Source organism: Paenibacillus plantarum (assembly GCF_013141695.1).
GTDB classification, from domain to species: Bacteria; Bacillota; Bacilli; order Paenibacillales; family NBRC-103111; genus Paenibacillus_E; species Paenibacillus_E plantarum.
Map to the genome: position 1 here is coordinate 190,864 of NZ_WHNY01000060.1, position 24,750 is coordinate 215,613.

At 47.4% G+C, this 24,750-nt stretch carries 15 protein-coding genes; all 15 read left to right on the plus strand.

What is annotated here, in order from left to right:
- The first annotated feature begins 49 nt into the window (after window positions 1-49).
- Window positions 50-1,669, plus strand: coding sequence for an extracellular solute-binding protein (locus GC096_RS19015; RefSeq protein WP_171632366.1), 1,620 nt, complete (start codon window positions 50-52; stop codon window positions 1,667-1,669).
- An 82-nt stretch (window positions 1,670-1,751) separates the two neighbouring features.
- Window positions 1,752-2,708 (plus strand): ABC transporter permease, encoded by a 957-nt coding sequence (locus tag GC096_RS19020; protein WP_216626190.1) that lies wholly within the window; start codon window positions 1,752-1,754, stop codon window positions 2,706-2,708.
- A 10-nt stretch (window positions 2,709-2,718) separates the two neighbouring features.
- Window positions 2,719-3,600, plus strand: coding sequence for a carbohydrate ABC transporter permease (locus GC096_RS19025; protein WP_171632369.1), 882 nt, complete (start codon window positions 2,719-2,721; stop codon window positions 3,598-3,600).
- A 146-nt stretch (window positions 3,601-3,746) separates the two neighbouring features.
- Entirely contained in the window at window positions 3,747-6,107 is a 2,361-nt protein-coding gene (locus GC096_RS19030; RefSeq protein WP_171632371.1) for a helix-turn-helix domain-containing protein, read from the plus strand.
- Window positions 6,108-6,144: 37 nt separating this feature from the next.
- On the plus strand, window positions 6,145-7,770 hold the full coding sequence (locus GC096_RS19035; protein ID WP_312886303.1) for an extracellular solute-binding protein: 1,626 nt from the start codon (window positions 6,145-6,147) through the stop codon (window positions 7,768-7,770).
- 104 nt (window positions 7,771-7,874) lie between these two features.
- Window positions 7,875-8,780, plus strand: coding sequence for an ABC transporter ATP-binding protein (locus GC096_RS19040; RefSeq protein WP_171632373.1), 906 nt, complete (start codon window positions 7,875-7,877; stop codon window positions 8,778-8,780).
- A complete protein-coding gene (locus tag GC096_RS19045; RefSeq protein ID WP_171632374.1) occupies window positions 8,773-10,056 on the plus strand; it encodes an ABC transporter permease in 1,284 nt (427 codons plus the stop codon). The genes GC096_RS19040 and GC096_RS19045 overlap by 8 nt, the downstream gene beginning before the upstream one ends.
- A 206-nt stretch (window positions 10,057-10,262) precedes the next feature.
- Entirely contained in the window at window positions 10,263-10,361 is a 99-nt protein-coding gene (locus GC096_RS39565) for an AraC family transcriptional regulator (protein WP_171632675.1), read from the plus strand.
- Window positions 10,362-10,653: 292 nt separating this feature from the next.
- Window positions 10,654-11,625, plus strand: coding sequence for an ABC transporter permease (locus GC096_RS19055; protein ID WP_246302835.1), 972 nt, complete (start codon window positions 10,654-10,656; stop codon window positions 11,623-11,625).
- A 13-nt stretch (window positions 11,626-11,638) separates the two neighbouring features.
- Entirely contained in the window at window positions 11,639-12,520 is an 882-nt protein-coding gene (locus GC096_RS19060) for a carbohydrate ABC transporter permease (RefSeq protein WP_171632376.1), read from the plus strand.
- Between the two features lie 121 nt (window positions 12,521-12,641).
- Entirely contained in the window at window positions 12,642-14,873 is a 2,232-nt protein-coding gene (locus tag GC096_RS19065) for a right-handed parallel beta-helix repeat-containing protein (RefSeq protein WP_171632378.1), read from the plus strand.
- A gap of 18 nt (window positions 14,874-14,891) precedes the next feature.
- Entirely contained in the window at window positions 14,892-18,677 is a 3,786-nt protein-coding gene (locus tag GC096_RS19070; protein ID WP_171632379.1) for a hypothetical protein, read from the plus strand.
- Window positions 18,649-20,409 carry a right-handed parallel beta-helix repeat-containing protein gene (locus GC096_RS19075; RefSeq protein WP_171632382.1) on the plus strand — a complete coding sequence of 587 codons (1,761 nt, stop codon included), beginning with the start codon at window positions 18,649-18,651 and terminating at the stop codon, window positions 20,407-20,409. Before GC096_RS19070 ends, GC096_RS19075 begins: the two co-directional genes overlap by 29 nt.
- 250 nt (window positions 20,410-20,659) lie before the next feature.
- Window positions 20,660-22,279: a type 2 periplasmic-binding domain-containing protein gene (locus GC096_RS19080; RefSeq protein ID WP_171632383.1), complete on the plus strand. Its 1,620-nt coding sequence runs from the start codon at window positions 20,660-20,662 to the stop codon at window positions 22,277-22,279.
- Window positions 22,280-22,497: 218 nt separating this feature from the next.
- Complete coding sequence (locus GC096_RS19085; RefSeq protein ID WP_171632385.1) at window positions 22,498-24,720, plus strand: helix-turn-helix transcriptional regulator; 2,223 nt, start codon at window positions 22,498-22,500, stop codon at window positions 24,718-24,720.
- Window positions 24,721-24,750: the final 30 nt, after the last annotated feature.

A 24,750-nucleotide genomic window follows, 5' to 3' on the forward strand; every position in this document is an offset into this window, starting at 1 on the left:
CTTAAGGAAGAGATGCATCTCGCCATAACATGTAGTGGAGGGTCAACGAATGAAGAAAATTTTAGCTTCAACCATGATTGTCATGATGATGGGCACAGCGATTGCCTGTTCCTCGAAAACGGAAACAACGACAACAACGAGTGAGTCACAATCACCAGCAACAACAACAGCGACTACATATCCGATAACAACGGATAAAACACTGACCTACTGGGGTGAGTTGAACGGAAACTTAACAGGTGTGAAAACGACACATGCGGATGTTCCCTTTTTCCAAGAGTGGCAGAAAAAAACGGGAGTTCCGCTTAAATTCTTAGCGCCTCCGACAGGACAAGCCAAAGAAGCGCTAAACGTGATGCTCGCATCCGGCGATTTGCCAGATATGATCGAATATAACTTCTTGAGTGATTTCCCAGGTGGACCTGAGAAGGCCATTAAAGATGGTTACATTTTGAAATTGAATGATCTGATTGATAAATACGCGCCGAACCTGAAGAAATACCTCAAAGAGCATCCAGACGTCGACAAGATGGTGAAAACAGATAACGGTAGCTACTATGCATTCCCTTTCATTCGTGGAGATGAGTATCTACAGGTTTTCCAAGGCCCGATGATTCGTAAAGACTGGTTGGATGAGTTAGGACTCCCTGTTCCTGAAACGATTGATGACTGGACGACGACATTGAAAGCTTTTAAAGAGAAGAAAGGTGCAGCCGCGCCATTATCCTTTATCAGCAAACCAAGATTTTTCAATGAATCGTACAACGGTGCATTCTTAGGCGCATTTGGCGTGAACCGCGGATTCTATTTGGATAATGGGAAAATCAAATTCGGACCGTCAGAGAGCGGCTTCAAAGAGTACTTGAAGACGTTCCACCAATGGTTTCAAGATGGCTTGCTAGATAAGAACATCGCTACGGTGGATACGAAAGCCTTGGATGGCAGCTTCGCAACGGGAGCGACAGGGGCGAGTATTGGTAACGCAGGCGGTGGAATCGGCAAATGGCAGCCACTCATCCAGGCCAAAGATCCTAAAGCACAGCTGGTAGCCGCGCCATATCCGGTATTAAAGAAAGGCGATACGCCGAAATTTGGTCAAAAAGATAACCCTTATTCCTCTGGAGGCATTGTCGCGGTAACGGGGAAGTCCAAGAATCCAGAATTAGCTGTGAAGATGCTGGACTATGGATATAGTGAAGCGGGTCACATGTTCTTCAACTTCGGAACAGAAGGTGTTAGCTACGCGATGGTGGATGGCTATCCGAAATATACGGATTTACTGATGAAAAATCCAGATAAGCTAGCTCCTGCACAAGCGATGTCCATGTACATTCGTGGCAGCTACAACGGTCCATTTATCCAGGACAAGCGTTATGCGGAGCAATTCTTTGTACTGCCAACCCAACGCGATGCAATCAATGTGTGGAAGAAAACCGATACAGCCAAATACAGCTTGCCGCCGCTTACGCCTACTCCGGAAGAAAGCTCCGAATACGCGAAAATCATGGGCGACATGAACACGTTGGTGGATGAAATGACGCTGAAAATCATTTTGGGCAACGAGCCTGTAGATGGCTTTGAGAAGTATGTGGATAAAATGAAGTCCCTGAATTTAAACCGCGCTATCGAGATTCAACAAGCAGCACTTGATCGCTATAACAAGCGATAAGTTTTATTTATCAATGAGGAGGTATGGGGGATCTAAGATCTCCCTCCTCTACAAGTAAACGGGTGAGAGGGTGAGGATGGAGATGGCGAATACACAGCCACTGGAAAGCGTAACGCTCACGAAGCAACGAACGGGGACAAATAGATATATCCGTGATTTTATAGCCAACAAGTACTTGTACCTCATGATGGTACCCGTGCTCGTTTATTACTTGATTTTCCATTATGCACCGATGTATGGAGCCTTAATTGCCTTTAAAGAATATTCACCCATGAAGGGGATTCTAGGAAGTGATTGGGTAGGTTTTAAGCATTTTCATGACTTTTTCAGTTCTTTTTACTTTTGGCGCATATTGAAAAATACGCTGGTTATCAGCTTGTACTCCTTGATATTTGAGTTTCCTGCTCCGATTATTTTGGCGCTTTTGATTAATGAGGTGCGAAGTAAGACTTTCAAGCGAGTCGCACAAACGATTACGTATATGCCTTATTTCATATCACTAGTCGTTATTTGTGGGATTATTACGGACTTTACGAATGCAGATGGTGTCATTAACAATATCGCGATGTCTTTCGGATATGACGGGCAAGCGATGCTGCAGAAAGCAGAGTTGTTCCGACCGATCTACATTTTATCCGAGATTTGGCAACGAATTGGATGGGAATCTATCATTTATATTGCGGCGTTAATGAGCATTGATACGGAACAGTATGAAGCTGCACGGATGGATGGCGCAAGTCGCTGGAAACAGATGATGTATATCACATTGCCAGGTATCATGCCGACGATTGCGATTATGTTTATTTTGCGTATGGGTAATTTGTTGAACGTAGGCTTTGAGAAGATCATTCTGCTCTATAATCCGGTCAGTTATGAAACGGCGGACGTTATTTCTTCCTTTGTCTATCGTAAAGGGTTGCTGGAGTTCGGATGGAGCTACAGCTCAGCGGTTGGCTTATTTAATTCCGTTATCAATCTAATCCTGCTCATTACAGCGAATTACATTAGTCGTAAAGTAAACGAAAGCAGCTTATGGTGAGGTGATGTTGATGAGAAAAGGACCTAGTTTCGTAGAAAGACTATTCGATGTTGCTATACATTTGATTTTGACCCTACTCGTTGTGGTTACGTTGTACCCTTTGCTTTACGTTCTATTTGCTTCGTTCAGTAATGCGGGTGAATTAGTTGCACACAAAGGGATATTATATAAATCACTTGGCTTTAGTTGGGAAGCCTATAAAGGGGTTATGAAGAACCCCGGAATTCTCATTGGTTACCGAAACACTATGTTTATTGTGGTCGCTGGTGTAATTGTGAATCTCCTGATGACAGCCTTAGGCGCATACGTGCTCTCTCGTAAAAATGTGATCTGGAATAAGGCATTTATGATCATTATCGTGATCACGATGTTCTTCCACGGGGGCTTAATTCCGCTCTATTTGATCGTCAAAAATGTAGGCTTGCTCGACACCTTATGGGCGACGATTATTCCATTCTCCATAAGCACATTTAATTTGATTATTATGCGAACAGCATTTATGGCGATACCCGACAGCTTAGAGGAGTCGGCCAAAATCGATGGGGCCAATCACTTTACGATTTTGTTCCGAATCATCATCCCGTTGTCCATGCCCGTCATTGCCGTCATGATTCTGTACTATGCCGTTGATAAATGGAATGGCTGGTTCTATGCTTCGATCTTTATCAAAAACAGAGACCTCTTCCCGTTACAACTCGTACTCAGGGAAATATTAATATCCAACTCAACAGATGGCATGTCCGTCGGAGCTGATGCGGGCGATCGTTTCCAGATCGGGGAAACCATCAAATATGCGACGATCGTCGTAGCGACATTGCCAATCCTATGTGTCTATCCATTTGTACAACGCTTCTTTGTCAAAGGGGTTATGGTAGGCTCCTTGAAAGGATAGATCATGGAAATAGGGATCTAGTAGCGTTTTTATCAATCGGATTTGTCATTTTGGACATTCCTCCCCTTGCGAACAGAGGTATAATAGTGTGAAGGAGTCAATCCCTTCAGAGGAATTTTCAAGGTGCGCAGTGGGAGGAGATCCATGTGAAGCTTCGTTTTTTTTGGCCCAAAAGAAAAAGTATTGTATTTACCTGGTTGTTATCCTACAGTGCCGTATTATTCGTGCCTATGCTGATGAGCATTCTCATATACTCGCAGTCTAGTCATGCATTAAAAAGTGAAATTCATCGTGCAAATGATTCCTTATTGAAACAAGTCCGTTACACGATCGACACGCAGTTCGATTTGATGAAACGGTTGAATATGGAAATTACTTGGAATGCTAAGTTACAAAGTCTGATGTACACGAATATACGAACCAATGATGATCAGTATCTGGCTTTTCAACTAGTGAAAGAGTTTCGGATGTATCAAACCTCGTATGCGACGATCGATGAGTTCTATGTGACTTGGGATCAGGAGGCTTCGATTCTTCGTCCAGGCAATATGCGAGATCTGCATACAGCGTTTGATACGATTCACAATACGGGTACCCTCAGGTATGAACAATGGCTGGATACGATCCACCAAGCTACGAATAACCAATTTCTGATCCTTCCCCGCGTTGATGCAGGTCCGTCTGCCACCTCCATCGCGTACATCACACATTTGCCTAAGGATCTGAATGGTAAGCAGACAGGTACTGTCGTTGTGATGGCGGATAGGGAGCGGTTCGAGAAGGCAATCGAAAGCATTTCAGGGTTTAGCGGCGGGCAAATCGTCATCCTTAATCATGACAATCAAGTTCTACTCTCCAATGTCCCTGTGACGGTGAATAAGAATCTCATTTTGGAGCAATTGCAGGATGAGGATAATGTGACGTATAAACCTTCGCAGGATGGAGAATCAGAGCTTTTCTATATTCAATCGTCGGTTTCTGATTTGAAATATGTATTGATCATTCCAAGCAGCATTTATTGGGAAAAAGCGGAGTATGTCCGCAAGTTTACTTACATCAGCATACTGATCAGCTTATTCGGTGCAGCGGTGCTAACTTGGTTCTTTCTGCGCCGTAACTACTCACCGATCCAACGTTTGGTTCAATCGATTTCTGACAAAAATGCCTTCGAAGAACGTGCTGATGGAAATGAACTGCATTTCATTCAGAAAATGATCTCGCATACGCGGAACGAGAAAGATCAAATCGCACTGCAGCTGCAATCTCATCATCACGTGCTTCGTTCAAATATGTTAAATCGACTGTTGAAAGGGCGAATTGACTCGCTCGTTTCGTATGAGGAAGCGTTCAAAACCTTTCATATGGATTTAATTTCGAATCATTTCGCGGTAATTCTGTTTGCGGTTGAGAATTCCGATAGTATATCTACGAATTTGCCAGGTATGGACATCAGTGAACGCAGAAAATTGATGCAGTTCATTATCACGAATGTCGTGGAAGAGCTCGTCGGTCATCGCCAGCATGCGGGTTATGTGGCTGAGATCGATGATATGATGGTTTGTTTGGTGAACTTTGCAGAAACGGACGCGGCAGAGCGGAAAGTTGATCTGGATTGGATAGCTGCAGAGGCACAGCGCTTCCTGACGCGGTTCCATATGGATTTAACGATCTCTATCAGCGGTGTTCACACTTCTTTAGTTGGCGTTGCCGAGGCTTATAGTGAAGCTTTGGACGCGATGGAATATAAGATGGTTAGAGGGAAAAGAGAGATCATCACCTATGATGAGATCCGAATCGATACGGCTGATAAGCTGCAGCTGGGTTATTATTATCCGCTCCAAGTAGAGCAGCAAATTATTAATCTCATCAAAACAGGAGATATTGAGCAAGCCTCGGCTAGCATGAACGAGATCATGGGGCGCAATTTCGATAAGCCACTAGTATCGCTGACGTTGGCCAGATGTCTTATCTTCAATCTTGTCGGCACGATGGTGAAAGCGATGAATGAGCTGGGGGACGGGACTACGCAGCCTTGGCTAGGGGACAACCCGTTATGGATGGATTCAATCATTGCCTGCGACACCATTCTGGAAATGCAGCAAGAGCTTCAGCTGTTGCTCCGAGAGGTATGTGCGTTTGCGGCTTCCAAGATAGAAGCGAACCAGACGAAAGAACGTACGGAAACCTTGCGTGAGCTCATCGCGAAAGTTATGCAATATATCGAGGAGCAATATCAAGACGCTAATCTGAATGTGAATACGATTGGTGAAAACTTTGCCTTAAGAGGCAGCTACGTATCCAAATTATTCAAGGATCAGACAGGTGAGGGTTTGCTCGACTACATCACGAAATATCGCATTCAACAAGCGAAGAAGATGATCGGCTATAAGCAAGATTCGATATCGGAGATCGCGCGGCTAGTTGGCTATAATGAAGTGGCGACTTTTATTCGTGTTTTCAAGAAATACGAGGGAATAACACCTGGGAAATATAAGGAAATGAACTGATGAGGATCGAACGATCAGATGCGGGGAGGGAAACAGAGTGAGCAGACGAGCTGGCAGTAAGATGCTAGTACTTCTAGGTATAATCACCCTTGGGCTGACGGCATGCTCATCTGAGAGCCCAACGACGCTTACGACACCGTCAGGGCAGCCTACAGCTACGGTTAAGGATAAGGAGCAGTCTCAGCCAGCAGCTACGAAAATGACCTATTGGTCAGAGTTGAATGGGAATGCCGCGAGTGTGAAAGCGAAATTCAAGGATATTCCTTTTTTCCAAGAATGGCAGAAGCGAACTGGTGTTCAGCTTTCCTTCATACAGCCGTCAGCCAATCAGGCTAAGGAAGCGATGAATGTCTTATTAGCCTCTGGCGACTTGCCTGATATGATGGAGTACGAGTGGGACAGCTTCCCTGGCGGGCCTGAAAAGGCGATCAAAGATGGTTATATTTTGAGATTGAATGAGGTCATTGATAAGTATGCGCCTAATCTGAAGCAGTACTTAAAGGAAAATCCCGAAATCGATAAGCAAATTCGAACCGATGACGGCAGCTATTACGTTTTCCCTTTTATCCGTGGTGATGATAAGCTTCGTACCTATCAAGGGCCCATCATCCGTCAGGATTGGCTTAACGAGCTCGGGTTAGAGATCCCAACCACGATTGAGGAATGGCATACGGTGCTCAAGGCGTTCAAGGAGAAAAAGGGAATTGCTGCTCCGTTGACATTTCTAGGCGTGCCGAATCCGCTGTTCGGGATTGAGGGTGGCGCTTTTGTAGGCGCTTATGGGATTCGCAAAGGCTTCTATCAGGATCATGGTGAGGTCAAGTACGGTCCCATGGAGAAGGGCTACCAAGATTTCTTAGCTACGTTCCGAGGGTGGTATGAGGAAGGATTAATTGATAAGAATATCGCTTCCGTGGATACCAAAACGATGGACTCCAATATGGTAACAGGGCGAAGCGGAGCGACGATTTGGAATGCGGGGGCAGGTATTGGGAAATGGCAGCCGATTGTCGAGGAGAAAAACAAATCTGCTTTGTTTGCTGCAGCCCCTTACCCCGTCTTGCATAAAGGGGAGAAGCCTAAATTTGGGCAGAAGAGCTACGCTTATGTCGGTACCGGTGGAGTAGCTATTTCAAGTAATAGTAAACATGCGGCAGAGGCAGCCAAGCTGCTTGATTACGGCTATAGCGACGAAGGGCATATGCTCTTTAATTTCGGGATTGAAGGAACGAGCTACACGCTGGTAGACGGCTATCCGACCTATACGGATTGGATCCTGCGGAATCCAGACAAGCTGGCACCTTCGCAAGCTTTGTCGAAGTATACGAGAGCAAGCTATTTTGGGCCGTTTGTGCAGGATGCTCGGTATGTGGAGCAATATTACACCTTGCCTGAGCAAAGGAAAGCTATTGGCATCTGGGCGGATACGCAAGTTGAATCGTACACGTTACCGCAAATTCCGAAGACGGAGCTTGAGAGTGCTGAATTTTCTTCGATTATGATGGATGTGATGACACTCGTCGATGAGATGTCTCTGAAGATTATTCTCGGTGTCGAGCCGCTTGATGCGTTCGATAGCTACGTTAGTAAAATGAAAGCGTCCAAAATTGATCGAGCGATTGAGATCCAAAAGTTAGCGTTAAATCGCTATGAGAAGCGTTGATGGCTTCTCTTTTTTTTGTTCATGTGAAGAAAAATTCATTGTTTTTCCATTTTCATGTAAAATAGTGTACGTAAGCAATTTCGTGAGGGAAGGCAGGTCAATTGATGACATACCCTTTGATTGTACAAGACGTATCGAAGCAATACGGGGATAAAACCGCCGTGAATCGCATTGGGCTGCAAGTGAAGCAAGGAGAAATTTATGGCTTGCTAGGCGCAAATGGGGCCGGCAAAACGACAACGATGCGAATGGTACTCGGACTTATTTACCCAGATGAAGGAAATATACGGTGGAACGGGCAGGGGTATCGGGAAGAACTTCGAAGCTTAATGGGCTATTTGCCTGAAGAGCGTGGCCTGTATCCCAAAGTGAAAATAAGTGAGCAAATCGTGTACTTAGCCGAGCTTCGGGGAATGAAACGTAGTGAAGCAGATCGCAGTTTGAAGATGTGGTTGGAACGGTTCGAGGTTCCGGATTATTACAACCGTAAGGTTGAGGAGTTGTCCAAAGGGAACCAGCAGAAGATTCAATTTATTGCCGCGGTTATTCACAATCCCGATATCCTCATTCTGGATGAAGCTTTCAGTGGACTCGATCCAGTGAATGTAGAATTGCTGAAGAAAACGGTGAAAAGCCTGCGCGACGAGGGGAAAACGATTTTATTTTCCAGCCATCGGATGGATCATGTGGAGGAGCTCTGTGAGAATATCTGCATTTTGCATCGCTCGAACACCATTCTTCAAGGCAGTCTGAAGGATATTAAGGCGAGCTTCCCGAAGGAAAGAGTCATTCTCGAGACAGAGACGAGCTTGACTGGGTTAGAGGAGCTTCCAGGCGTGACCTCTGTGAACAAAGGGCATAACGGGTACGAGCTTCGCATCGCGCATCCAGAAGCAGCGCAGAGCATTCTTCAATACGCTATGGAACGGTCATCTGTTCAGCGGTTTCAAATCATGGAGCCGACCCTGAATGAAATATTTATCCAGAAGGTGGGGAACAGCCATGAATAGGATTTTAACGGTGATCAAATTTACCTATATGACGCGTTTCCGCATGAAATCCTTCCGCATTATGACGCTGATATTGATGATTGTCTTATCTGTCTTATTCCATCTTCCCGCCATTATCAGTCAATTATCTTCAGATGAACCTACTAAGATCGGGGTTTTCGGTACTAGTCAAGCTGTCATAGCTGGCAAACTGACCGCCTTTTACAATAATCAACCGAAACCAGATATTCTCATTGTGCCACTACCGGATGGAGGCAGCGCAGCAGCGAATGAAGCCTATGGGAAGCAGCAAATCGCGGATAAAAAGATTAAAGGCTTCTTGGAGATTGCCGATGCGAAGCAAGGCGGATTTCCTAAGGTGATCTATAAATCCAAAGGTACGATGGAGTTTTCATTGAAAAATAAGCTCCAAACGACGCTCCACCTCATCAAAACGGATATCGTCTTGCAAGGTGCAGGCCTGTCGGATGCGGTAAAAACGGATCTTCAAACGCCAGTGTCCCTGGAGACCGTACAAATTTCAACAACAGATCAAGCAGCTGCAGGTAAAACAGAGTCGCAAATCGCGATTTCCTATGCACTCGTGTATGTCATGTTATTTCTCTTGTATATGGGCGTAATTGGCTTCGGAAACTTGGTCGCTACAGAGATTACAGCGGAGAAGAGCACGCGTGTTATGGAATTGTTAATAACAAGTGTCTCACCGCTTAAGCAGATGTTTGGTAAAATTATCGGGGTTTGCTTGCTTGCGTTAACGCAAATTGGGTTGTTGATTGCGGTCGGCGCCGTTAATCTAAGCTTGAGTGGCAGCTCTTCTATGATCACTGATTTGCACTTAAGCTGGCAAGATTTGCAGCTAGCGCTCATTGTGTACTTTTTGATCTTTTATTTGCTTGGCTTCTTCATCTACGCCACGGTTTTTGCAGCTGTCGGTTCGCTTGTGAGTCGAACAGAGGATGTGGGGCAAGCGATTATGCCAGTTACCCTCGTCATTGTAGCGGCCTTCATGATTGCGATCTTCGGGCTGAATCAGCCGAATGCGGGCTTCGTAGTCACGATGTCCTTCGTGCCTTTCTTCTCACCACTCATCATGTTCCTGCGGATTGGGATGAGTACGCCGCCATTCTGGCAAATCGCGATCTCGATTGCGATTCAGTTGGCGTCGATCGGCGCGATGGCTTGGCTTGCGGCGAAGATCTACCGTACTGGTGTGTTGATGTACGGCAAGCGGCCTACATTGAAGGAGCTGCGTAAGGCGATGCGGGCGTATCGGTAGGCAGTAACCCAATAAAGCTGTGAGCAACGGTTATAAGTGAGACTGATTTGGTCGATAAATGAGACAAATTTAGGTATATGTTTGAGACTTAATAAAGAAGATAGATGAATCAATCCGTTGATACATCTATCTTCTTTGCTGTGTCCTACCGTGCCGTACGGAAAGAGCAGGATCATGTTTGATGAAAAATTGAGTCAATTTGAAACATTGGATGCCGTTTATGCGGCTTTTACAATTACAATTATTTCTTCAATACGTTTAAGAAAAAGGTCGGTACGACTCCTGGGCAATATTTGAAAAAATAATAGTGAGCGGTAATTGGGAAAGCATGCTTAATCAGTGAAATCATTCATTGATTAAGCATGCTATTTTCCGTGAAAAGAATTCAGGGCTGGTTTGTCACGCCCCCCACATTCACGTTTTAAAGAAGGTCAACTTCTTATATGCGAAAATCGGCTATATACAATTTCGCCCAAGCAGCGCTGTAACTGGATAATCGTATACCGAAGAGAAACTTGTGTATGGCATTTCCTCCCGCGTTCCGTTTGAATTAGAGCTAGAAAAACTTTCATAATTTGCGGATAAGGAGAAAAGCAGATGAAGCCTCACATGGAAACAAAAAAAGCAAAATATCAGCAAGCTGCTGCGGTTCGTACAAAGGAGGAAAGGCTCCGAAGGCGACGACGCTTCAACATGAACGTCCCCCTTATGATCATGTTTGCACCGATTTTGGTTTACTTCATCACTTTCAAATACATCCCGATGGGGGGACTGATTATTGCCTTCAAGAACTACAACTTAGCTGACGGCATTCTTCACAGCCCTTGGACGGGCTTGGATAACTTCCGGCTACTATTCAACAGTCCGATGATGCTTACCATTATCAAGAACACGTTTTTTATAAGCGTGCTGACCATCGTGGTCTCGTTTCCCTTTCCGATTATTTTGGCGATCCTGCTGAACGAAATCAGGCGCATGTTCTATAAGCGTGTCATCCAGACACTTGTTTATTTGCCGCATTTTTTGAACTGGGTCATCGTTGGCTCGTTCATCGTCCTGATCTTTGCTCAGGAACAGGGGATTATCAATAAACTAATTAGTGCATTGGGCTGGGAAAAGATACAGTTTCTGTATAATAAGTCGTCCTGGCTCAGCATTTATCTCGGTTCGGGGATTTGGAGGGGAGTTGGATTCGGGGCAATCATCTATTTGGCGGCGCTCGCCAATATCGATCCGAGCTTGTACGAATCGTCGAGTATGGACGGTGCCAATAAGTTGAGACAAATCTGGCATATTACGCTGCCGGGCATTACGCCGGTCATTATTCTTATGCTGATTCTCTCGATGGAGAATGTGATGGATGTCGGATTCGATCAAATATATGTGCTCAAAAATCCAATGGTTAGCGATATTTCCAATGTCATCAGCGTGTGGAGTTATGAAGTCGGTCTCGGGCGCGGCCAATTCAGTTTAACGACCGCTCTAGGATTTTTCACCTCTTCAGTCGGGCTGGTTCTTGTGCTAATCACGAACAAAATTGCCCGTAAATTCGACCAGGGACTCTGGTAAAAGGAGAATCGACATGAAGCCTACATTCGGCGAAAAAATCTTCTATGGCTTTAACTATGTGTTGCTCGGTATATTCGGTATCAGTTGTATCCTGCCGATTATCCATATCCTATCCCTCTCTTTAAGTTCGGAGCATGCCATCCTCTCCGGATTTGTTGGGTTGTGGCCGGTCGGTTTCACCCTGGATTCGTATAAGCTGCTGATCGAGGGAACGAGAATCGTGCATGCGTTTAAAAATAGCGTCCAGATTACCGTCGTCGGAACGATACTGAATTTGGTATTCACCATTCTTGCGGCGTACCCGCTATCACGCACTTATTTTTACTACCGGAAACCTTTAACCTTAATGATTCTCTTCACTATGTTATTCTCCGCCGGACTCATTCCGAGCTATCTGCTGGTCAAAAGCTTGGGACTGGTGAATACATACGGCGCTTTATGGATACCCGGTCTTGTCGGGGTGTACCATTTGCTTGTCCTGAAAACCTTTTTCGAGAATATTCCGGGCGAGCTGGAGGACGCGGCGCGGATCGACGGATGCAGTGAAACCCGATTGATTATGCAAATCATGCTGCCTCTGTCGATGCCTGTGATAGCCACGCTCATCTTGTTCTCCGCCGTCGGCCATTGGAATTCGTTTTTTAGCGTCATGATTTATATTAACTCTTCCGAAAAGCATAATTTGACGGTGTTGGTGCAGCAGATGATCATGAACAACCAGCTAGCCCAACAGGTTACGGAAGGACGTTTGAGCGATGACATGATGGAGTCCGTCACTCCGCAGTCGATACAATCGGCAGGCGTCATTGCCATGATCGTTCCGATGTTAATCGTCTACCCGTTTTTACAAAAATATTTCGTCAAAGGCGTCATGATCGGGTCGATCAAAGGGTAGAGGGTTCGGCCGCAGTGAATTTGCTGAAAGGGGGAATGGAAGGACTATCATGCAGAATGGATGATGCAAAGTTGTGAGGCGGAATTTCCTTGTTTATCCCAATTATGAAGGAGGAATCAATATGCCAAATGAAAAGACGGAGCAGGACGCACAAAAAAGTTTGGACCAGGATCGGCCGGGGGAGACGGATGTCAAAGTAAGCCGTAGGAAACTGTTGACTGCCTTTGGCATGGCCGGCGCAGCGATAGCAGCGGGCAGCATGCTCCAAGTGTCGTCAACTGTCTTCGGGAAAGAGGGAGGATCGGTTACCGAATCCGTGTATGGAGAGCTTAAAGGCAAGGGGAAGGTGCCGATCCTAAAAGCGGCGGATCTGGTCGTGTCGACTACGATTGCCGAGATCCAAGCCAATTCCAGTCCCGACCCAGAGTTTCTCTATTTTGTACGGGATGAAGGAAAAGAGGGTCATTTTCGTATCGATTTGGCCGATACCACGTCGGCTGACAATACGGGAACGATTGTCGTCGCGGCGTCCGGTGCCCGGTTCAAACGGTTGATGGTGGACGATACGATCGATGTCCGGTGGTTCGGCGCGAAGGGAGACGGAACGACCGACGATACGGAGGCGATCCGTGGAACGATAGCATACGTTTCATCCTCTTTCCCGGACGGAGGCGTCGTCTATTTCCCCAATGGGAAATACCGGATCACGGACGGGTTTACACTAACAGGACAAAAAGTGAGCTTACTTGGTACGAAAGCGGAACTTTTTCTAGACAACACGTCCGATACCGTTACGGTACTTACTTTCCTTAATTGCACCGAATTCTTCGTGGAAAACCTGAAAATATCCAGCTCGAAAACGACGAAGTTGTTTTCCAAGCAAGCGCATGGGCTAAATGTCCGGGATTCGAGCAAATTCAAACTGTCATCTTTGGATGTCTCTTATCGTACGGACGCTATGAATATCACTCACTGCAACAATTTCACGGTAGAAGGCAATGACGTTTATTATTTGGGCGAAGAAGGAATAAGGATTGGAGGGAGCTGGAATTGGCGCGTAGCCAACAACCGGATCCATCACCATAACGGCGACGGTATTTTGCTCAAACACGCCGGCAGCCCGGAGGGCATGTATAATGGCGAAGTCATCGGCAACTTCCTGTACGACGGCGTGAGTACGTTCGGTCTCTCCAATTCAATCGGCGGAGGGATCAATTCCAATGATGAAGTGTCGGGAACTGCTGCAAGCAACCTCCATAATATGGTGATTAGCGGCAATACACTTAAAAACCTGCGGTACGGTATCGCGCTCGCAAGCATTACTAATTTTACTGTTTCCGGGAATGTGATTAAGAATGTCAGAACCGCCGGTATCCGGATGGACAATTCCACCGGTAACAATCCGACACATAATCCGGGAGGGGAAAGTTCGATTACGGGGAACACGGTCGAGAACGTATCGGACGGGGAGGGCATACAGTTTCTCACTAACCAGGCTGTCGTGGAAAAGGTGTCCATCACAGGAAATCATGTCAGAGGGGTTATGCATGCAGTTTCGCATTACCCGGGCATAGCGGCTTCGAATGCCGCCGTCTCCGGCAATATGGTAAGCGATTGCAAGGTTCTCCTGCAGGCCAGTAATTGTACGGTGTCCGGCAATCGCTTTATCCAAGGCGGATTTACAGCTTCCGATGCAGCGTCCAACTCTATTAAGTTAATCGAATCTTTCGTGTTTACAGGGAACACATTCGAAGATACGAACGGCCAAATCGGGATCAGCAACGGATCGGGAATCATTAGCAGCAATTCGATCAAAACGGGCTCAAGCTTATGCGCGATCCGATTTAGAAGCAATCCGACAGGCAACGTGTACATTATGAACAACAGCTACGATTGCCCGAACGCCGTGGAGAAGATTACATACGAGACGGTGGTGACGTCGATTGGAGCGGGAAAAATTAGCAGCGACTTTACGCTGGCGGGAGCCCTCCAACGTTACGGTACTACGGTTCCAACGGTAGGAACTTATACGCCGATGTCCATTATTTGGAGTAAAGACATTGGAAAAGGGAAGCCCATTGGCCATGTCTGTGTCTCAGGCGGCACCCCTGGCGTATGGTCCCCGTTTGGATATATTGGCCAAATCAAGCACGGAACGGCTACGATAAGCGGATTGACGGATTCCGTCATCGTCGCGCACGGCCTTGGCGAATTGCCGGGATACGTCTCCCCGACTCCTCTCGGCAATATGGGGTATGTTTGGATTTCGGACATGACAACTACGCATTTTACGATACGATGCTCCGCAGCTCCATTAGTGAATACCCCAATATTGTGGGAAGCGAAAGCATAGTGATCAAAGGAGAACGTGATGACGACTTTAACATTTAACGGAAATCCGCTGACCATCCTACTCGAAGATGTGCTGGGTCATCCGTACTTCGAATGGCCGACGACGCTAGTCAGCTATCCTTTGATTCTTACTTCTGGCGTGGACCCGTCAACGCTTCGGTTAACCGACATGGATACCGGTCATAACGTTATGTTTCAGCTGTCGCCTCCAGATTTATCCCGGGGCGGAGCGGAAGTTATGCTCCGTTTTATGACCGATCTGCCTTCGGCCGGGAGACGCGCCTACCAGCTGTCGGTAGCCGAAGAGCGAGAAGCGGCGCAGCGGGACCAAGGAGACGAAATTAGGCATGCCAGGGTGCAGTGCACCCTGGAGAACGACTTGTGGATCATCGACAACGGACGAATACAGCTAGCAATTCCTTGTGATGCGTTAAGTCAATCCACAAGCCTGTCCGAACGAATGCTCGTTTACCAGATTGGAAGAGGCGGCGTATGGCAGGGAGTTTCCTACCTTTATAACAACGGATCGAAGGCCAGCATGAGATGCGCCATCGTCGAGAATGGCCCGCTTCAGGTTGTCGCCCAAATAACGTGTCTGGTGGATGAAGCAGCCTACGTCATAACCTTGAAGATGATAAGCGGGATGGATTTCGTAGAAGTGGACGAACAGATGGACGGCTTCAGCGACGAGGATGATGTTCATCTGTGTACGGAATGGATACATTTCCATCCTACTCACCGGTATGCGCCCAACCGACCTTTCAATAGGAATGACAGGCTCGAAGGCTTTCAGCGGTATCCTTTCGAGGAAATTGACAGGCAGGTAACGGACACGCACATTGAATTGAGAGTGCACGCCTCCGGCGACTCGAAGCTGCCGTTCTGCTTGCTTCCTTATGAACCGTGGCAAGGGTTCGAACGATTGAATATGGCGACTTTCTGGGATAGCCGTGCGATGGACAGCGTCGGTATTTATATTCGAAATCCGGAGAGATGGAACGACGGACAATACAGCATATGGAGCTCTGGCAAACGTTTGGCCGTCCAGTACCATTATAATGAAAATCGGCTAAGCTGGAAGCATCCGATCCGAAATGGTAGCAGATCCACTGCGGTTTGCTGTTACGACCATCAGAGAGATATTGCAGAAGTCGAGCGGCTTGATCGAATATGGAGAGAAGCGGCCGACCGCGGGCAGGCATGTCCGAGAGGGCCGAGCTCGTATACGCTTTGGCTGCAGCAGTGGTACAGCCTTCTCAGTCTGGATAAAATCAAAGATTGGGTGCTCACGTATCCGAGTGACGGAGCTTATCCGGAGTCTATGTTCGAGACAGGAACGATCGCTACGGTAGCAGAGCTGGAAAGCATGCTTCGGAATAGCGAGCTTGTAAACGGACTTGCGTTGTACGGTCCTCGTCAGGATCAAGGCTTCTCTCCGGTACCTACACGAGCCATCTACGATGAATGGATCGACGCCTATCACCGTCTTAGGGAACAAATGACAGGGGATGAACGGCGAAGGATTACGGGCATGTATTTGCTGATGGCGTATTTGCACGCATCGGAGGATTACATGCCGCTACAAACGATGCTCAGCGGACACCCTAATTTTTTGTCCGATGTCAGAGGGGTTCCAGCGCTGATGGCGGTGTTCTTTCCCGAGCATCCTTGTGCTCGGGAATGGGTCGAGCAGTTCGACCGGTCGCTTGAATGGAACATGCGGGTTCATACGCGGTCCGATCAAGAACAGATCGATTCTAGGGGCGGAAGGTGGACGGAGAACGTTGCTTGCTATGTTTGGGCTTTCTTGAAGCCGGTGATGAAGACCGCTCATATGCTGAAATATTTTTATACCGGAGACAACCACTTACTGACCGAGGAGATGCCGAAGCTAGCGCGCTGGATTCTGAACAGCTTGGCGAGTCCTTCCATAGATTTGCAGGCAGGGGTTGAGCAGCAGGCAAGGCTGCTGCTTCCGCAAGGCGCCCATGCGAGGCGCAGAGTGCCACCTTGGAGTTTCCGTCAGCTCGGCCATGAACTGATACAGTACGATCCGATGACGGCGGAAGCCATTCTATGGGCAACCTCACCGGATGATTCCGACTTTGAGGCCTCTCCAGCTTCCGCATGGAAGTTTATGCAGAAGCGGTATTCACCGAATAGGGGGACGAAGCCGAGGTTGACAAGCTGTAAATATACCGGATACGGTATCGTGCTCAGAGCGGGAGTCGGCACCCCGGAGGAGGCGTTCGTCATGCTGCAGCAGCTGGATAAGGGCTATAATTATCGCTGGGGGATAAGCGGTCAAGGTGGTTGCGGCGTGCTGTATTACTATGCCGGAGGGAAGGCGTTCAGCCATAACGGTCATGAGGACGTAGGGGATGACCGATTGGCCGACACCGATTTATGTACGAATTTCGGTATTTTTAAAAAGGGAGCGTACCGGTCGATCGGACCGAACAGCCTTCATCGTCCTCTCGTCGACTTAGGCGCCGCTTCGTTCGCGGAAATCGTTTCGGCGAAGGAAGATGCGTACGCTTGGCCCGAGTATGCGAGCAGAAGCGTCATGATGGTCGGCACCGATTACATCGTCGTTTATGATGCGGTGTTCAATTCCTCCGTCTATCGGAGATTCTCATGGTTTGTGCATAAGGAGGAGACGTTCCCGCACATCCATCCTGTTTACGGGAACGTAACGAAAAGAACAGAGTTAGCCACCGGCATGACTAGAGGAATGTGGCTGGACGGTACAGGTGACTTCATGACGGTCATTACGCCGTACGAATCGGTTAACCCCCAGACTACTGGGTACGGATGCTCGATCATGATGCCTAATGGAAACGATATGATATTCCGCAGACAGAAGCCGTTCCGCTGGGAGGAAGCGGAGAGCGCCTTTGAAGGCCGGGCTGGCTGGATCAGAAGACGGGCGGAGGGAGTTACGTTAGCGATCCTTGCCGGTAGTTACATTTGCTGTGGACCGTTCAGTATATCCGTCGATGGAGAAGCGGAAGGAGCGGTTCAAGCAACCTTCGATTTGGCAGGGCGTTTCATAGGCCGCTGTCAAACAAACGGTCCCATCACCTTGACGATTCGTATTCATGCCGATTCGCTTGCAACGATAGATCTGGCGGGCGGCGAGATCGGCATGTACATAAACGGAACAGCCGTACCGGTTCAAATCGATGAACGCGACGGCTTGCAAATCATCGTCTCAATCGAAGCGAAAGGGTCCTATGTCCTCGAATGGTCAGAAGCTCCTGTTCCGATGGTTCCTGAGGTCAGGAAAGCGGTACAGGTTGCAGGCGGTGCGGTCATTCATTGGAAGAGATCGTCTGTGGCGGTATGCTACCGCGTTGAAACGAGCTCCGATCATGGGGAGCGATGGACAGTGGCTGGTTTGACGAATGACTTGAAGTACCGTCTGCATGCGGACGGACATCGGAAACAGCATGTCCGGATTACAGCTCTTACCGGGTTAAGTGAAAGTGAGCCGTCCGCCGATTACCCTGTTTATTACAGTGACTTGCCGCCATCGGTCCCGCAAGGGCTACGAGTCCGAAGAGACTCCGGAAATGCGGTAGAGCTTGCTTGGGGACAAATGCTCGGGGTTGAAGGGTACAAGCTATATGTCCGGTTTAAGGACGAGGATGATTTCCGCTTGCTTTGGGAGGGCGAGGATACCTTCTATCGTCATCAATTGGATGGAGAGTCGTGCCATTCGCCGACTTATGCCGTCAGCTGTTGGAACGGGTTGGGCGAGAGCTTGCTAGTTTATGACGCCAGACAGGCACAAGGGGGATAACCATATGATTGTTCGCGCGGAGCTGTTTGGGGCGAAGCCGGAACAAGGATTTGACAACACACTGGCCGTACGATCGGCGCTAGAATCATGTGAAGAAATCGATGGCGCTAAGCTCGTGTTTCCGCAGGGCGTCTATCATTTTTGGCCCGATAGAGCAATAGAGAAGCATCTGTTTATTTCTAATCACGATCAGGACGGATTGCGGCGCATAGGCTTTCTTTTGACCGGCAGAAACGGGTTTACGATTGACGGACAAGGCTCAGAATTTATTTTCCATGGTCCGATGATTCCGTTTGTTATGGAAGACTGCAGTCATACAACGATTCGCAACCTCGTGATCGATTGGGAGAAGCCGATGTTTGCCCAAGGAACGGTCTGCCGTATAGACGCTGAATCGTTCGATATCCAACTGCCCGAAGGTGCCTACTATAAAGTTGAGGGAAACGCCGTGTGGTTCGAGTATGGCGGGAAACTGGAAAAGGTATGGGGACTGAACGAATTCGACAAGCAGACAAAGGCGCCTGCCTATCAAAGCGGCGACAGGCTGAGCTGGGGCGCTTACTCTAAAGTGCGCGTCGAGGAAGCAGCAGCGGGCGTGATCACGTATCGTGGTGACAACATCAAGCTGCCGCAAGCGGGAAACGTTATCGTCATGCGGTTCGGCAGAAGAGAGGACCCGGCTTTTTTTATCGATGGCGGGGAACAGCTCAGCCTGGAATCGATCTATGTCCATCATGCCCCGGGGATGGGACTCATTGCACAGAAGTGTACGCATATTCACTTGCGTGAATTCAACGTGATGCTTAGACCCGGAACAGACCGACTCGTAACCGCCGCCGCCGATGCCACTCATTTTGTCAACTGCCGGGGGCAGATCGTCATCGACCATTGTTTGTTCGAGAATCAATTGGACGATCCGTGCAACGTACACGGCATATATGCCCGGATTGCGGAGCGTCTTGGCGACAACCGGCTATTGATCGAGCTGGTTCATAGTATGGCCAAAGGCATTCTGATTGCCGAGCCGGGAGATACGATCGAATTCGTTCGCCGCGATTCGCTGCTTACGTATGCTGTTTCTACGATTAAAGATGTGAAAGCGTTGAATAAGGACTATCTGCTGCTGACATTCGAGCAGCCGCTGCCTAGCGACGCGAACGTCGATGACATGGTCGGGAATGCGACATGGAATCCCGATCTGACGGTCGTGGGCTGCGCCGTGAGGTCAAACCGCGCCCGCGGTTTCTTGATTAGCACATCGGGGAACGTGCTGCTTGAGGGGAATAGGATCAGCGCCCCGGGGGCCGGCGTTAAAATTTCCGGTGACGCCAATTACTGGTTCGAGTCGGGGGCGGTGAAGCAAGTTATAATTCGCCACAACGAATTTTTGGATTGCAATTATTGCTGTCCGGACTGGGGAAGAGCCGTCATTGACATCGATCCTGAGATTGAGCGTCCGGAGTCATTTGAGGCCTGTTATCACCGCAACATTTCGATTGAAAACAATGTTTTTGCTACGTTCGATGTCGGCATTGTGTATGGCCGTTCTATCGACGGAATCACCTTTGCCAACAATGTCATAACGAGAAGCGATTCCTATCCGCTGCATAACGTCATGCAATACCCGATTCAGCTTTATGCATGTAAGAACGTAAATATTGTAAGCAATCAATTTGCTGACGGTACAAAAATAATTGCTCTGATCAACGATGTCGAGGTGGACATAACGTAGACGCAGAAACAAGCGAGTTTATGTCCGATAAGCGATAATCAGTTATATACAATTTTACCAATATAACGCAGGAACTGGATTATCGTATACCGAACCGAAAACTTGTGTATTGCATCTCCTCCTGAACTCCTATTGAATTAGAGCTAGTCATAACGAGATTTTAGTAGGGGGTGATGCTTAAGAGATAAGGTTGTTGCCGTTTTTCAAAGTTAAACGTAAAGGCTTCTACTGATAAAAGGGAGGATTTTCTGTGCAGAAAAGAAATAAAACGATCCTATTGGCGCTTACCTCAATGTTGGCTGCAGGATCCGCGCTCGCAGGCTGCAGCAAGGAGCAAGGAAACGAATCGGCTGATCAGCCGGCTACGGCTAAAGCGCAAAAAAGAGGGAATATTTCCGTCATGGTCTATGACAGAGGCCGCGTTCCCGCAGATGAAGGCACCTACGAGAAAAACCGTTGGACCGAGTGGATCAACAAAAATGGGCCGGTCGACGCCACTTTCGTGCCGATCTTGCGCAACAATCCGGGAGAAAAGCTGAACGTCCTGCTCGCTTCGGGCACTGCGCCGGATTTTATCCAGGATTACGATGCTTTGAACAAAAATGCCTGGTACACGTCCAAGCAGCTAATGCCCTTGGATGATCTCATCGAAAAATACAGTGTGGAATATAAAGCGTTGCTGAAGAAATACCCGATTCTTCGCAAGCTGGGAACCCAGGATGACGGAAAATTGTATGAAGCCGGAGCTTTCGTTCCATCGGACATCAACTGGGTTTTCTTGGCGCGGACGGATTGGCTCAAGAAGCTCAATCTGGAGGTTCCGAAAACGACCGAGGAATTGTATGCCGTCGCCAAAGCGTTTACAGAGAACGATCCGGATGGAAACGGCAAGAAAGATACGTTCGGCATGTCGCTTGGGGGCGGGTTTAACCAAAATATATTCAACTGGATTTTTGGGGTGCCTGGCGCTGGCTTAGCCTTGGAAGACGGGAAAATGGTATATCCTTGGAAGCAAACGGAGGCTATCGCAGAATTCAAGAAGCGGTTGTATCAGGATGGCCTAATTGATAAGGATTTTGCTGCTGATGCAAATGGGGAAAAGGCAAAGCGCGATTTCGTAAACGGAAAACTGGGCTTTTATACGATGCAGTGGGCCGATGTAAAGTCGACGTTCGAGGCTTTCAAGAAAAACGTGCCGGAAGGTAATGTCATTCCGATCATGCTGCCGAGGAGCCAGTTCGGCCAGTTCGCTCCGGCGCTGTCCGGGGCGGGAGCGACACCGGGTGTTATTAACGCAAAAGCGAAAGATCCGATATCCGTCATCAAATACATCGATTTTCTGAATAAAGAAGAGACGGTGAAAGCGCTCAAATGGGGAATCGAGGGAGAACACTATAAATTGGATGCTAATGGTTGTCCGGCTCCTATAGACCTGGAGAAAAACAAAAAGGAAAAATCTTGGAACGGCGACTATTCCTTGGTGAGCAATCCAACCGATGCAACTCTCAAATGCGATCCCCGAATCATGGATATCGACAAGAGTACTCCCGTTGGTCAAGAATATACAGCCATTCTGGAGACCGCACGTAAAACCTATGTGAATCCGCAAACGCCGATACCTGGTTTTTTCCTGAACACACCGGCCCTGCCGAACGACCTGAATATGATCAATCAGAGCGTTTCCAAATTGGGAGACGAGTATTCGAAGGCGATCGTCACCAAGGACTATAGTGTGCAAAAGGCTACTCAAACGGCGAAGGACATGTGGACCAAAGCAGGCGGCGGTAAAATCGAAGAGTGGTACAATACGTATTACAATAAAAATAAAGACAAGATCGTTACAGTCATGGATATCTACGAGAAAAAATAAGCAAGGAATGAAACGGCGCCCTCAGCGGAAGGCGCCGTGTTTATTTAGGATGAAAGAAACTTGTGGTTGCAGGGTTAATAGCAGGCAGTGATACAATAACGTATATTGACGGAAAGTTGTATATTGACCAGGACGGTTTTTTCAACGATTCTGAACGTATATCTCCGCTGATTGTTCATAAGTCTAAATGCTATTCGAACCTATTGGGGGGGCATCACATGCCGGGCAAATGGTTTATTCGGCTCTTACTTTCCTATCTGCCGATATTTATCCTCGTTATATTCAGCTTGTCGATTATCTTTTTTGCTATTGTGAATAATGTGTCGCGTGAACAAGCTCAACGGGCGAATGAGGTGTTCATGGAACAAGTTCTCGTCCAGTTGGACCGAACGCTGGAGTTCAATAGCCAACAAATTATGAAGGAAACGAGTTATAACGATGAACTGAAGGGTTATTACTTCAAATCATCGCAAGAAGTGTTCGAAAGCCTTGTCGTGCCGTCCAAAAAACTGCGTGAAACGATCGGATCCCTGCCGCTTGTCGATTCAATCTATATGTACCGCACGGCAGATGAAATGGTACTGAGCAAAAACGTGATCATGCCGCTAAGCGAGTTCGGCGACCAAGAGTTTGCAAGAAAAATATTGCGGGAAGGAGCGCCGCCGAAATGGTTTCCAGTTCGCCCGTACAGGGAGTTTGCAGACGAGCCTCCGACAAACGTCATCACTTTGGTGCGTAATGTGCCGCTGCTGAGCGGAGATAGAGGCTTTATTGTCGTCAACGTAGGCGTTCAGGTGCTCGCCAAGTACATATTGGACATGTCCAGCTCTAAATTCAGTTATATTCAACTGGAGGATCAGAACGGAACCGCTATTCTGAACGCCAATGCTCCTCAAAACGGGTCTGAAATCAATTCCGCCGTTTCGGCTTATACCGGTTGGATTATTCACAGCGGGCTTCGCGACGGCGGTTTGTTTCATGTGTTCTCCCGTATTCATTGGATCTGGTTAGGAATAACTGCAGGAACCCTGATCATGGGTTTCGTATGGTTTATATTGGCCACAAAAAGGAACTATCGCCCGGTTGAAGTGATTGTCGAACAAATCCGGCATTTTGCCAAGCAGAAAAGCCAGTTGCTTATCGCTAATGGTGGAAATGACGAGTTTAGGTTCATTGAGACTGCGCTGAATCGGTTGGTTGAACAATCCAACAAATATGAACAGCAGCATCAAGATGATTTGCTATATCGGCGTCAATATTTTTTTCAGGAAACGATAAAGGGCACCAGGGCGATTTCACCGGAGGAGTGGATTGGGGAACTCAACGGTTTGGAGAGTACCCATGAGTTGAAATGTCTGATTGTGGCAGTGATTGAAATCGACAAATATCAGGAGTTCATAAGCGCTTATCATCAGCGGGATCAGAGTTTGCTTAAGTTTGTTGTGAAAAGTGTCGTGAACGAAATTGCCGGAAAGCACGCCATTCCTGTTTGGTCGGAGTGGATCGCCAATGAACGGCTCGGCGTCCTGTATGGAACGGCAAGCGATGAAGAAGCGAGTTTGCGAATACTGAAGAATATGGGGGAAGAGCTCCGCTTGTGGGTGGAAAATCATCTTCATTTTTCGGTTACTTCGGGCATCGGTTCCGGTGTGGTAGAGGTAACCGAAATCCCGCTTTCCTTTGAGGACGCAAGAAATGCATTGAAATACAAGACTGTGCTAGGGGGAGCGGGAACGTTTTTATATTCGGAGATGAACGCCAAGTCTTCGGATACGATTTACCGCAATTTGGATATTATTCGTAAGCTTACCTCCTGTTTCAAACAAAACAATGAGGAGTGGGAATTGATCTTCGAGGAGATGTTTTTGAATTTACATAATAACCTGAGCTCTAAGGAAGAGATCATCATCGCGGTTAATTACTTAAACTATCATCTGAATCAATCATTGGAGGAAATGGCGTATGAATACCGCAGAAACTGGGATTTGGAAATATATCCCAAACTTTCGGGAATAGTAGGGAAGTTTGAAACGTTGGATGAAGTCAAAGTGCAGTATCACGATCTGCTTGGAGAAACATTTGATCATATTCGCCGAATGCGTGAAAAGCGGAGCGGTCACACGTTGATTCTAGACATTAAATCGTATATTGAAGAGCAATATGCGGATCCGAATTTATCATTACAAATGATCAGCGACCATTTTCAATTAAACACCAAGTACATTAGTCAGTTGTTCAAGGACGAGATGGGGGAAAAGTTCGTCGATTATTTGGCGCTTCTCCGGATTCGACATGCGAGGCAGTTATTGGAGGAAACAAATGCTGCTATTCAAGATATTGCAATGAAGGTGGGCTACACACATTCCCTTTCGTTCATTCGATTGTTTAAGAAAGTGATGAACGTAACGCCAGGGGACTACCGAAAGCAAAAGGCAATGTAACGTTTGTTATCATTCTTCGTTTCTAAACGG

Coding starts and splice junctions, on each gene's coding strand:
- GC096_RS19065 (WP_171632378.1), top strand. CDS start 12,642: ATGCCAAATGAAAAGACGGAGCAGGACGCACAAAAAAGTTTGGACCAG.
- GC096_RS19060 (WP_171632376.1), top strand. CDS start 11,639: ATGAAGCCTACATTCGGCGAAAAAATCTTCTATGGCTTTAACTATGTG.
- GC096_RS19075 (WP_171632382.1), top strand. CDS start 18,649: ATGACGCCAGACAGGCACAAGGGGGATAACCATATGATTGTTCGCGCG.
- GC096_RS19020 (WP_216626190.1), top strand. CDS start 1,752: ATGGCGAATACACAGCCACTGGAAAGCGTAACGCTCACGAAGCAACGA.
- GC096_RS19015 (WP_171632366.1), top strand. CDS start 50: ATGAAGAAAATTTTAGCTTCAACCATGATTGTCATGATGATGGGCACA.
- GC096_RS19040 (WP_171632373.1), top strand. CDS start 7,875: ATGACATACCCTTTGATTGTACAAGACGTATCGAAGCAATACGGGGAT.
- GC096_RS19085 (WP_171632385.1), top strand. CDS start 22,498: ATGCCGGGCAAATGGTTTATTCGGCTCTTACTTTCCTATCTGCCGATA.
- GC096_RS19025 (WP_171632369.1), top strand. CDS start 2,719: ATGAGAAAAGGACCTAGTTTCGTAGAAAGACTATTCGATGTTGCTATA.
- GC096_RS19045 (WP_171632374.1), top strand. CDS start 8,773: ATGAATAGGATTTTAACGGTGATCAAATTTACCTATATGACGCGTTTC.
- GC096_RS19070 (WP_171632379.1), top strand. CDS start 14,892: ATGACGACTTTAACATTTAACGGAAATCCGCTGACCATCCTACTCGAA.
- GC096_RS19055 (WP_246302835.1), top strand. CDS start 10,654: ATGAAGCCTCACATGGAAACAAAAAAAGCAAAATATCAGCAAGCTGCT.